Origin of the sequence: Clostridium sp. HBUAS56010, from assembly GCF_007115105.1 — a bacterium.
Classification (GTDB): Bacteria; Bacillota; Clostridia; order Lachnospirales; family Lachnospiraceae; genus Lacrimispora.
In genome coordinates, this window is sequence record NZ_SULJ01000009.1 from 59095 (window position 1) to 72380 (window position 13286).

Consider the following 13286-nt stretch of genomic DNA (forward strand, 5'->3'; position numbering starts at 1 on the left):
AGCAAAAATCCAGAATATCAAAAAAGTCAAGGCATATTGCCTACTTTTTTAACATTCTGGAAATAAGATCGTTCATATTATAAAGCAATCCATTACATTTTCCTGATATCCAGGGTGCTTGAATTCCAAGAGCAGACCTGCAAGTAAGACCAGTCTTTCATCCGTAAGCTTTTCAAGCTGCCTTAGCCGTTTGGCGCTGATCACTTCGGAAGACATGGCTCTGTGATATATGTCCGGCTGAAAGCACCATAATTTAAGTCTGCTTTTATATCGGTAAACCAGCCTCTGTGCAATCAGCAGGCCTTCCGGATCAAAATCCCCGGAATAATAAATATCTGTACCGCCTTTTACAAGTAAATCCAAAAGAACGAGTACAGAAAGACGAAGCTGACCTCCAGAGCAGATACATGCACATTCCTTTCCCTTCTTTTCCGTAATCCACGCAAATACAGAAGGATTTTCCACCACATAGACCTTCTTTTCCGCCGTATCAGCAGAATGCAGAATGCTTAAGTTCTGCAGCGTAAGAACCTGCGCCTCCCCCCTCCTTAAGTATTCCTCCATACCATCGTGATGCTTCTCAAGAGAAACATATCCTCTGATACCATAGCAAAGTACCCAATTGTAAAGATCTTCCTTCATAATACCCGCCTGATACAAAAGAACTGCCTTTGACTCCGCAGTATGATCTTCTGACTTTCCAGTTTTAAACAAAAACCGGATTCCATGAAGGAGATATTTCAGTGCTTTCCTTCCCTCATCAAAATAATGAGGATTTCCAGTGGCAGAAGCAGCAAATACCGGAAGACGGACGTATTCTCCTTTAAAAACCGGAAGCGTATTTAAGGCACCAAAAATCAGCGGCAGATTCTTTTCAAGCCATTCTTTTTCCGAATGATAATCCTTTCTTAACCATGCGGAGAAGTATCTGTCTTCTGACAACGAGCTTTGAAACCAGATACCAGCCTGCGTTCCTTCAAAGCCACAGGATATTTCATTGAAAAAACATTCCCGATCCTGTTCTTTTTTTACTCTCTGTTCTTTATGAGATACCAATGGTCGTTCCGCCACCAAAGGCAGAATCTCCTCCAGCTCCCATTTACCGTAACGAGTGTTTTTCAGTGCCTTTCTCAGCTTTGGTACCGTTATGGTGATTTTCCCTTTTTCTGCAACCTGCACGGAAAGGAAACCCTCCAAAGCTTCCGCCTCTTCTTTGGTAAGATTATTGAGAGAAATACTGCCTCCCAATCGGGACAGTACTGCATAACGCTCCTGCAGCCCGGTAAACAAACGCTGAAATTCTGGTTTTTTAAAATACTCCGCTGCCTGCAAAAGTGTCTCATTCTCGTTCCATTTCTCCATTTTCTACAAGCCTTTTTACCTTTCCATTCCAAATGTATGGCAATACCGTCACAAACTTTGCATTTTCCTTTCTCAGAAGTTGATAAACAGCCAGTTCCGGCACAGTTTCACAGTCTCCCCATAAAATCTGGGAATTGATAATAAACTCAAACTCCATATCTACCATCAAACGGAACATGTCGCTGATATTTTGTTCATCCACTCCTGCAAAAGCTTCATCAAGGGAAACCAGTCTTGGAGCATCCGGACGGGCTCCGTCATATTTTGCAACCACTGCGGAAAACAGAGGTACATACATGGACATTGCCTTCTCTCCGCCGCTGAAGGTGAAAAATGCATTATTGGTCAGCTCCCTGCGATTTTCTCCTGTTTTTTGATAAAAAAGCTGGAATTCAAACCACTTCCGATAATCAAGAACCTCTTTCATAACTCCATGAAAGCTTCTTAAACTTCCGGTATCTTCCATCATGCGCCTGGCCTCTTGCACCTTTGTCTGAAAATGAAGGGACAACTGCTCTAACTCTTCCTCCCGCATGAGACCTGCATCTCTTTTCAGAAGTTCAACCAGCTCCTTTGTGTCAAGCTGCCCTTCCTCCTCAGCCCTTTTCTTTTTCCATACCAGATTTAATTTAAGTCCGCTGGAGGTGTTCATGCTACCCATTAGCCCGTTCATTTTTTCTACCCAGCCTTCACTTTTATAAATTTTATGCCGAATCTTCTTGCTGACGGTATTGGCAAGGACATCCTCAAATAATGCACGGTCACTCTCTTTTACGAGATTTTTCTGAATTTCAACATCACCAGTAATCCCCTTCAGCAAAACATCATAGGACACTTCTTTTCCCTTATATTTTGCGTAAATAGCAAGCCTCTTGAAATCAGGCTCCACAGTACCTTTTTCAAAGCTGCTGTATTCTTCATTTCCAAATACCTGTCTGACTGTAAGATTAAAATCCACAAGTTCGCTTAAATTTTCATAAAACTTCTGCTGAAGGAGGCTGCTTAACTCATTGCTTCCTCTTGCATTTGCAGAAAGAAGCTGACAGATCTTAGAAGCTGCGTCTGCTACGCTCTCCCAGGATACTTCCTTAACACATGCAGGTACTCCAAAATCTCTTTCATCCAAAAGACCTTTTTCCAAAAGAAGCAGATCCCTCTGACTGTTTTCTTTTTGCACCTGTATGGCAATCAGCTTCTCTTCCATATATTTGTAGTCCTTTTCATAGCCGCTTTGCTGGAGATAGCAGTTCTTTAACTCTTCTGGAATCTCACTCAGTCTCTGAATACAGGACTCCAGCTGTTCCCTGACAGCCTCATAATCTTTTGCTTTCAACTGCTCTTCATAAGCAGAAACCGCACCTTTTAATTCTTCCGTCAGACGCTTCTGCCGATTCATATCATAACGGATTTCATCAAGGAGAGCTGTCAGTTCCTCCAGACGCTCCTCCAGAACACAGACATTTTCCAGTGCATGGAGATAAGACTGATGGAGAAGTTCCAAACTTCCTATTTCATCATAATAAGAGGAAGCCTCAGATTTGGCATTCTTATAAATGGAAATATCACCTTTGAGATACAGTTTTTTGCTATTTTCAACAACAGCAATTCCTATCTCCTGCAATTCTTTTTGAAGTTTAGAAACGAGTGCTTTTTTCTCCTCACTCTCTTTTTGAAGTTTTTCTATTCTTTCTTCCGTCTCAGAAAGAACTTTTACCCATTCCATAACCTCCCCTTCTCTGGGATAATTACTATATTCTTCATTGAGCTTTTGGATAGCTTTATTATTCTCTTCCAGCATTTTCTTTGTCTCAGCCAGTATGGAAGCATACTGGTTCACTTCCGCCTCCAGCTGGGCAACCTTGTCCAGACGATAATGTTCTCTGGTTCCTGCACCAATATATCTGGCCTTATAATCATAAGAAATGGTTCCCGTTAAAAGTCCAAGACCGAACCGCCCTTCTCCATCAATCCAGGTCTGTCCCTCTTCACCTGATGTTACAGCTTCCAGCACAGATGCCAGCTCCTGATGAAATATAATGTCATCAATCTCATCAGAAACTTCTAAAAGCTTTGATATACTTTTTTCTACTTTAGCTGCATCTCCAAATATATAAGTGTCCTTCATCCCATTTCGGGGCGAAAGAACCTTCTCCTCATAATTCGTCGGAACAATCACTGCATCAAGGAGACCCATACAGTATAAGGCCTCTTCCAGACGGTTTCTTTTATCCGGCTCAAGATCCTGTGCAAATTCCACCATTTTATAAAACGGATAATAAGGAATGTGATTTTTCTCAAGCCACATACGGTTGGCAATAACACCTTCTTCTTTTTCCGGTTCCGGATCTTTTCTGGTTTTCCACTCCTCCAGCTCACGCTCTTTTTTCTTATACTCTTCTTCCTGCAGCCTGCATCGATGATCCAGTTCAATACCTTTTCTCTGCAATATGGCAAGAACCATATCCTTCTGTTTGCGAAGCATTTCTCTGGTCTCTAAGGGATCAGTATTCTTATCATATGACCGGACACAGCTGGTATAATACTGCTCCTCCTCTTCTGAACAGCACAATACGGTATTGTTCCTGCTCCACCGGTAAAATGCCTCTTCCCACTCACTTTTGGCTTGACGGCATTGCTCCTCCTGATTCTTTTTTATAAGCTCATATTTATCCTTTTCCTGATGGCATTTTTCGAGCTGGACCAAAAGTTCCTCCTGCTTGTCCTCAACCTTTTGCCTCTTTTCCAATATATCTATTCCAAGATCTATGTCACATCGAATCTTTCCCATCTGCTCCCTAAGAGTACGAAAGGAATAAGGTTCTCCCAGACCTTTTTCAAGTTCATCTGCCATAAATCCATGCTCATCAAAGGATAATACCTCCAGTCCCTGTTCCATCTCTTCGAGCTTTTGTGAAATATCTGCTTTGTGCGTATCCAGACTTCCAGTCTGCTCTTTCAAGGCGTGATAAAGCTCTGTTTCTTTCTCCTTTTTCTCAGACAGGCTCTTTTCTTTTTCTTCATAATCCTTGCTCGCCACCGCAAGCCTCTGCTCTGCCTCCAGCTTCTGCTCCATAAGCCGGGAAATATCGCTTTTATCGAGCGTCTCCTTTTTCTGCTGCAAGATCTTCTCTTCAATCTTCAGTTTTTCTTCTTTGTCAATTTCTTCCTTGTGAAGGTTGTCACACTCCTCCAGTTCCTTTTGGGTACGAACATATTCATTCCCGTTTTCTTTATACTGGCGATGTGCTTTTTTGTAACGGTCCGCTTTCTCATACAGCAAGGCATTATTATACTGCTGATAGACCTCGTTGATTCTGTCCGCCGCTTTTTTACTGTTTTCAAGTTCTCCTAGCCTGGTCTTTAAATTGTCCATATTTTCTATTGCTTCCGACATGGGGCGGAGGTCTTCATCAGAAAGAGGGGGAAGGGCACTGCTTAAAATCTCATTTAATACAGTGGGTTTAAAGTCCTTGGACAACTTGGGCGTACGGAGCTGTATGAGTAAATCAACCAGTTCCTTATATTCCTCCACGTTTTCATAGCCGAACAGAGTGTCATTGACCAGTTTCATATAATCATTCTGTCCTTCTACTACCTGTCCGCCTTCTCCCAACCGGTTTATCAATTCAATTTTACTGAGTGTGATTTTATTTTTTAATTCTCTGTATAGAAAAAAATCACGTCCAACCCGTCGTCCATCCCGTATAACAAAATGCCAGGAATCCAGCTTCTTATTTTTCTTTGCGCAAAGGCCAATTCCAATCGTGATATAAGCATCACTATCCTTTCGCTTAAATTCCATATAAAGATAACCGGTACGTTCCTCTCTTCCGTCATTCTCCTCAAGAAGGTAATTCTCAAGCTTTCTCGCTCTTGTCCCAAATGGGTCCAGACGTTCTGCCGCTTTATTGCCATCCAAAAGCAGGGGGATAAAGCTCTGCATGGTAACAGACTTTCCCGATCCGTTTGCTCCTCTAAGAAGCAGTCTTCCATCCCTAAAGTGAAACTCTTCATCGTCATAATACCAGAAATCTATTAGTCCAATTCGGTTAATCACCCATTTACTGGTCTGCATATTCACCCTCCGCTTCTTTTTTTTGCTCCAGATAACGTTTTGGATATCGCCCCATTATTTTTCCTGCAACGGGCATGACTTCAGCTTCCTCTGTTACATCATCAATCCTTAAAAAGTCCAGAGATTCCAACTCATCAGTCAGCTGCTGTACAAATTCCATATCCGGCATTTCTCTTAGAATCTTTGAAAATCCTTCTCCATATTTCCGCTTTGTTTCCAGAATGATTTCTCTTAATTTTATTACAGGAACAATAATTCGTTCGTTTAATTCAAGCTGTAGCTCTCCTACCTCTTCGCGCCTTTTTATTTCTCCATGAAACAGTAAAACTGCATCTGACAAGCTGTTCCTTGCTGGAAAAACCTTCCCAAGGTCTCCGTTCTCACCAAGAACCAGATACGCACTTGATTTATAAACCTGAAGCGAGGCATCAAGAAGCTCCTCCATATCATTTTCAATTACGCTTCTGTAATTCTTCACATAATTAAAATCCTCGTCCTGCTCCTTTTCCCGATACATGCCAATGGAAAGCAAAAGCTTTCTATAGACTCTCTGCCTGCGTATCACACCTCGTTCTTCATTCATATCAAGCCATTCACTCTGGAAAAAATCTGCTACGGTATGATAGCTGCCAATATCCTTTGTAAAGGTTCTAGCAAAATATTTTGATAACCCGGTATTCTCATATAGAGCCTCGGCATCAATGCTTGTGATAAAGCTTTCCCCGCTACCGTCATTAACCAGAAACAAATCATTTTTTATACAGTACTTCATCACTCTGACAAGTTTCTGACGATTTGCATAGACCGTCCATGCCATCTGTCCCTGCGGATAGCTTGCAGCAATATACTCCGTCAGCTGTGACAATACAAACTGCTCCTCCGCCTCTTTATCTTCCAGGAACATAAGTATTACACAAAATAGAGCATAATCCGACGGATCCTTAAATTCCTGTATCCCCATCCAGGGAAGCGCTTCTCCCGGAACTTTCTCAAGCTTTACAAGACTGCTGTTGCTGATAATACGGTATCCCAGCTTTTCCACCAGAAACGTTTTGATGGTTCCAATCTGATCCTTCGCTCTATAATAAAGATCTCTGTCCCTAAATTTTGATATCCAGCGTTCATTCATCAACTCTTCCAATATATTCATGTGTCAGCCTCCTCAAACTGAAGCACAAAGGACGGCATTTCAAAGATCCCATCCTCACATTCCACAAAGCATCTCTCTTTTGTATCAGGGTTTACCACCCTGTAAACTCTTCCATCTTCCGTCTTGCCTGCCCCATTTCCCTCTAATGCTCTGGCAAGCCATCTAAGAAGAGTACTCCTTGCACTTTTTTTAAGGACTGGTAATTTAGCAAAGTCAATAGCACCATGATCTAGGAATCCCTCCATCATCAGCTGCTCCTGTTTCTGCAGTGCAATGGCTTCTCTCCTGGCTTTCTCCTTTTCTTCCCCAAATTCCCTTATTATACTGCGTTCCGTTTTCTCTCTGTAAGCTCTTATTCTTGGAGTAACTTCTATTACACAGGGAGGTTCCTCATAGACGCCTGCATTAATACTGTCTGTTGTGCGCGCCAGCTCTCCTTTTAAGTGCATAGGTCTTTCCACACCAAATACCACTGCAGACAGGCAATGGGCCTGTCTCAAATCTGAGCAGGCAAGAAATGTCTCACACAGCTTACGGTATTCTTCTTTTCGATTGGCACCGCTGGTAAATTGTTCGCTGATCTGAGTGGCATACCTGGTAATCTTTCGGATGCTTTCATTTGTCATATCAAAGAGCCTGGAAGCTTCACTTGGTACCCCTGCACTTTCTGCAAACCACTCTTTCATGCTCTGAAAGCGCCCTCTCCCCTTTTCATAAAGCTCCTCAAAGTTTAATTCCAGATCAAGCCTTGGTATCGACATCTCATATTCCACCACTTTTAAAATAATCTGCTCCAACTCCTCCTCTGTAACCCGTCTTATTATGCCTTCTATAATTCCAACATTGAGCTGCAGCCCCTTAACAAAGGACCGCAGGTAATCAATCAGCTTGTCTTTATACAGAATAAACTCAGCAGTCTTCATCAGTTCTTCCGCTTTGGCACTGTTTAAATCTCTCATATAATCCTGGTAATTTTGATTTAGCCTGATGAAATCATTATTCAGATCATTCCACCAGCTATATACCGTCAGCGCCGGTTTATCTGCTATTCCGTTTAATTTTTCCAACTCCCGTCTGATCTTCTCAAGAAGGGTAGGTTCCAATGAAGCTCCTTCTACAAACAGCTTTTCCAGCCGAATTGTCATACGCTCGATCTCAACGGTATATTCTGAAAGCTGATATCTGTACTGGCGGCTCTTAAATGCCTCAATGGAAGTTACTCTTTTTGTATCCTGCATGGTCAGCAGATTTCCCCAGTTCACCAAAGCATCCATATCCTGTCGGCACTGCTCCATGGTGTAGTCTGCAAATTCATCATGAGTACATAATTCCCGATGGACCTCATCCTGTTCCATCCAGTATTTAATTTTTTCATATTGCATATAAAAAAAGCGAAGAATGACACGATACCGTCTGGCATTCTCCGCTGTTAGATATGAAGTTTCTTTGATTGGCTTAAGTAATTTATCTGTTAATTGCATTATAATACTCCTTACCGGACTTTTATAATATGATTATAATGGAGTATTTATGAAATTTCAATATTAAATTAACAGTTCTTGTTGACCACATAAATTAGTTTGATTTCTATGAGTATTACGGTGTAAAAGTGCAACCGTTTCAAAAAAACAGTGCACTTCTGGCTGAGAGCTGGTTTCCATCTGAACAATTTCAATGTCAGGCAAATAGCCTGTTCGGTGACACTGTGCCAGAACAGATGAATGACATTGTGCAAAATCAGCAATAACTGCTGTCCCCTAACTGACTATATATATTGTGATTATTAATAATTTTTTAACCCTCTAATCAAATATCTGTTTGAAATCTTGCTCCATAATATTCTCTAATCTCTCAGCATCCTCCCGATTCTCTGCACTAACGGAAAGATATAATTTCATTTTGGGTTCTGTTCCAGACGGTCTTATAACAACAGAAGCATCTCCCTCTAACAAATACTTTAACACATCAGATTTAGGAAGATTATTAATACCACACTGATAATCTTTTACTTCAATAACAGTTCTTGTTCCTATTTTCTCCAATGGAGATTGTCTTAATTTATGCATAATTGCCTGCATTTTCTGAAACCCTTCTGCACCTTCAAAAGTATAACTGTGTAACGTATTTAAACAATAACCGTACTTTTTATATAAACCAGTTAACACATCTATCAGACTAAGCCCTTGAGTTTTATAATAAGCAAACATTTCGCATATCATTAAAGAGCCAACTACTGCATCTTTATCACGTACATATCCGCCAGTTAAATAACCATAGCTTTCCTCAAACCCCAAGATAAAACTTTCTTCTTGGCCATTTGCTTCCAAACGACCTATCTGCTCTCCAATAAACTTAAAGCCTGTCAGTACATCAATTACCCTCACTCCATAATCCTGGGCAATTTTACCTGCCATATCAATAGTAACAATGGTTTTCACCAGTACAGGATCTTCGGGCATTTTTCCAGTTGCAATCCTGCGCTTGCAGATATAATCCAAAAGAAGCATGCCTACCTCGTTACCACTTAAAAGTACATACTCTCCCTTATTAAGTACGGCTATACCCACCCGATCACAATCAGGGTCTGTAGCAAGTAATAAATCACTTCCCAATTTCTTTGCTTCCCTTAATCCCAGCTCCAAGGCTTCTTTCATTTCAGGATTGGGATAAGGACAGGTCGGAAAATTCCCATCTGGATTTTCCTGTTCTGGAACTACCGCTATATTTGTAAAACCATTTTCTTTTAATACTCTCGTCACGCACTTTAATCCCGAACCATTTAGCGGTGTGTAGACAATGGATACACCCTTGTTTATTTCTTCCCCACACAATGCTTGTCCGGAAACTGCATCTAAAAATGCTACTACTACTTCTTCTTCAATATAAGATATCATTCCATTTAACAGAGCCTCCTCGAAAGTAATACTGTTAACATCATTAAAGATATCCAACTTTTCTATTTCACTCAAAATAGAGGAAGCTGCTTCCGTAGTAATCTGACACCCATCACTCCCGTATACTTTATAACCGTTATATTTTGATGGATTATGACTGGCAGTAATTACAATTCCTCCCGCACATTTTAAATATCTAACAGCAAACGATAAAGAAGGTGTTGGCATAAGCTCCTGATATATATATACATGTATTCCATTTGCTGCAAATACTTCTGCTGCCTTTTTCGCAAATACATCAGACTTTATCCGACTATCATAAGCAATCGCTACAGAAGGAGAATCCATCTGCTTTTTTAAATAATTGCTATACCCCTGGGTGGCTTTTGCTACAGTATAAATATTCATGCGATTCGTACCCACACCAATAATTCCTCTTAAACCTCCGGTGCCAAATTCAAGTTCTCTGTAAAAACAATCAAAGATTTCGCTTTCATTCTGTTCGATACTATCCAGCTCTTTCATCAAATCAACATCCGCTAATTTATGATTTCTCCATTGATTCCATTTTCTATTTATCTTTTCTTCCATGTTATTTTGTAAATTCTCCTTTTCCGTAATGTAACAAAACCAGTCTTGTAAACCAATAGATTAATACTTACATATTTAAAAAATTCATATTTACTAATTCAAATTTTTCCTCCAATATTGTAACGTTTCTATTAATGTTGTATCTAACGCAATATTGGGAGACCAGCCAGTGCAATCTTCAAGCTTTGTTATGTCAGCTTCTATTATTGGGACATCAATCGGGCGGAGCTTATCAGGATCTATCTCTACAGAGACAGAAACCTTAGAAAGAGAGATTATTTTATTTAGAATGTCTCTAATGGATACAGACTGTCCAGATCCAATGTTATAGACTTCTCCTGGTGTTCCTTTTTCAATAAGCAATACATATGCTCTGACGACATCTCTAACATCAGTAAAATCCCTTTGGGCCTCCAAATTTCCAACCCTAAGAATCGGATCACGAATTCCTTTCTCAATTTCCACTATTTGTTTGCAGAAATCTGGTACTACAAATACCGGAATTTGATTCGGACCAATATGATTAAACGCCCTAACCATCATAACATTCATTGCATATGCCTTTGCATAAATACTGCCTATCATATTCTGGCAAGCCTTTGTTACTGCATAAATATTTCCTGGTCTTAATGTATTATCCTCACCAATTGGGATTTCACCATTTTTCACATGTCCATATTCCTCTCCCGATCCAATAAGAAGGATTGATGGTTTATAGTCCAGTTTTCTTATACAATCGAGGACATTCAGAACTCCTTTAATATTTACATCCACTGTCAGCCCTGGTTTTTCCCAGGATAACGCAACAGAGCTTTGTGCCGCCAGATGAAAAATATAATCTGGTCTAACTTCTGTAATTAAAGCTTCCACCTCTTCGTAATTCAAAATATTCAGATCCCGAATCTCTATCTCACTGTTATCAATTTCCTCATGCTTCATCTTCGTAACTGTAATAGACCATATGCAGTTTTTCTGTATATGGTCTATTAAATAGTTTCCTACGAAGCCTGCCGCACCTATAATTAATGCCTTCTTCATAGTACTCTCCTCTGTATTTACTTTATATTTGCAATCTTAATTTCTTTTTCAACCAATTTCATATCATTATTTATCATCCTCTTGACTAATTCAGAGAAAGATACCTCTCTTTTCCAACCTAACTCTTTTTCCGCTTTCTCCGGATTTCCTAACAGGACCTCAACTTCGGCCGGACGGAAAAATCTAGGATTCACTTTCACGACAGTCTTTCCAGATTCCTTATTAATACCAATCTCGTCAACACCGGTTCCCTGCCATTCTATCTCAATATCAACATGGGAAAAAGCTGTTTCAACAAATTCACGTACCGTTCTGGTCTCATTGGTTGCAATCACATAATCATCTGCCTGATTCTGCTGTAACATAAGCCACATTGCTTTTACATAATCTTTAGAATGTCCCCAGTCACGTTTTGCATCCATGCTTCCAAGTTCCAGACAATCTTGTACTCCCAATTTAATTCTTGCAACCGCATCGGTTATTTTTCTGGTAACAAATTCAAGACCACGACGTTCACTCTCGTGATTAAATAAAATACCGCTGCATGCATACATATCATAACTTTCACGATAATTTTTAGTAATCCAATGACCATATACTTTTGCAACACCATATGGGCTTCTAGGATAAAAAGGAGTTTTCTCTGTCTGAGGCATCTCCTGGACCTTACCAAACATCTCACTAGTAGATGCCTGATAAAAACGTGCTTCCGGTTTTATGGTCCGAATCGCCTCCAGCATGTTTGTCACACCAAGAGCATCAATATCTGCCGTTGCTAGAGGCTGTTCCCAACTGGTTCCTACAAAAGATTGAGCAGCCAGATTATAAACCTCATCTGCCTGTGAAATTTTCATGGCATTAATCAAAGAAGCAATATCTGTCATATCTGCATAAATGAAATGAATCTTGTCTTTAATATGTTCTACATTTCCATAATCAACAACACTTTTTCTTCTCATAAGACCGAAAACTTCATAGCCTTTTTCTAATAACAATTCTGATAAATAAGAACCGTCCTGTCCTGTTACACCTGTAATTAATGCTTTTTTCATAGCTTTATCTCCTTAGTGTTTATACATATTCTTCCCTGTTACAGATTTTCAGATTCTCAAGAATCTTTTTTATATCACTTGCATGATCTTTGGCACAAATTAATGTAGCATCTTCCGTATCTACTACAATCATGTCCTCCAAACCCACAGTCGCTATCAGCTTATTTTCACCCTGAATAATACAGTTGTGAGTATTTACTGTAATAATATTTCCATTTACCACATTACCAAACTCATTGGTCTTTTTTATTCGCTCCACCGCAAGCCATGATCCCACATCATCCCAGCCAAATGTTCCTGGAAGAATATAGATATTCTCTGCTTTTTCCATAATACCATAATCAATGGATTGGGATTGAATTGCATGAAATTCTTTTTCCAAAACGGTCTCTTCCGTCTCTGTTCCTATAACTGCCTGAATTCTTTTCAGAGCACTGTAGGTATCTGGCATGTACTTTTCCATATTTTTTAATATAGAGGATACTTTCCATATAAACATACCACTGTTCCACAGATATTCTTCTGAAGACAAATACTCTTTTGCCACTTCCAAACTCGGTTTTTCTACAAACCGATCCACTTTATATGATCGTCCCTCAGTGACCTGCGGATCAAATTTAATATATCCATATCCTGTCTCTGGGTAGTCTGGAGCAATACCAATTGTAACCAAATTATCATCCTTTTCAGCTACATTACTGGCATCTTGCAATGTCCGGATAAACATTTTATTGAATTTAATTAAATGATCTGACGGAAATACAAACATCATAGCATCGTTATACTTTTGTGCTATATGCATGGCCCCAAGCCCGATGCATGGAGCCGTGTTTCGTCCCACTGGTTCACAAAGGACGTTTTGTGCCGGGAGTCCAGGAAGTTGTTTTAAAACCAAATCTTTATAATCTTTGTTAGTAGAAACGTATACATCTTCCAGGTTTACCAATGAGGATATCCTTTCGACAGTTAACTGGATCATTGTTTTTCCGTCATCTGTCAGAGATAAAAACTGTTTTGGCATATTTTTACGACTTTTAGGCCAAAAACGTTCTCCTCGACCGCCAGCCATTATAAGTGCTGTTGTGTTCATGTAAGATTTCTCCTTCTATGAATAATCTATAAAA

General features: G+C 39.9%; 8 protein-coding genes. All 8 read right to left on the minus strand.

The genetic code is table 11. The features are described from left to right. Positions 1–72: 72 nt before the first annotated feature. A complete protein-coding gene (locus tag FAY33_RS14015) occupies positions 73–1362 on the minus strand; it encodes a TIGR02679 family protein (RefSeq protein ID WP_143321857.1) in 1290 nt (429 codons plus the stop codon). Next, entirely contained in the window at positions 1340–5437 is a 4098-nt protein-coding gene (locus FAY33_RS14020; RefSeq protein ID WP_143321858.1) for a TIGR02680 family protein, read from the minus strand. Before FAY33_RS14020 ends, FAY33_RS14015 begins: the two co-directional genes overlap by 23 nt. Continuing rightward, positions 5424–6587 carry a TIGR02678 family protein gene (locus FAY33_RS14025; protein WP_143321859.1) on the minus strand — a complete coding sequence of 388 codons (1164 nt, stop codon included), beginning with the start codon at positions 6585–6587 and terminating at the stop codon, positions 5424–5426. The genes FAY33_RS14020 and FAY33_RS14025 overlap by 14 nt, the downstream gene beginning before the upstream one ends. Further along, entirely contained in the window at positions 6584–8068 is a 1485-nt protein-coding gene (locus FAY33_RS14030; RefSeq protein WP_143321860.1) for a TIGR02677 family protein, read from the minus strand. The genes FAY33_RS14025 and FAY33_RS14030 overlap by 4 nt, the downstream gene beginning before the upstream one ends. Positions 8069–8389: 321 nt before the next feature. Continuing rightward, positions 8390–10072, minus strand: coding sequence for a phospho-sugar mutase (locus tag FAY33_RS14035; RefSeq protein WP_143321861.1), 1683 nt, complete (start codon positions 10070–10072; stop codon positions 8390–8392). Between the two features lie 93 nt (positions 10073–10165). Next, positions 10166–11110, minus strand: a complete 945-nt coding sequence (locus FAY33_RS14040) for a GDP-mannose 4,6-dehydratase (RefSeq protein ID WP_143321862.1) — start codon at positions 11108–11110, stop codon at positions 10166–10168. 17 nt (positions 11111–11127) lie between these two features. Next, complete coding sequence (gene gmd, locus FAY33_RS14045; RefSeq protein ID WP_143321863.1) at positions 11128–12162, minus strand: GDP-mannose 4,6-dehydratase; 1035 nt, start codon at positions 12160–12162, stop codon at positions 11128–11130. A gap of 19 nt (positions 12163–12181) precedes the next feature. Beyond that, complete coding sequence (locus FAY33_RS14050; RefSeq protein ID WP_143321864.1) at positions 12182–13252, minus strand: mannose-1-phosphate guanylyltransferase; 1071 nt, start codon at positions 13250–13252, stop codon at positions 12182–12184. Positions 13253–13286 lie beyond the last annotated feature (34 nt).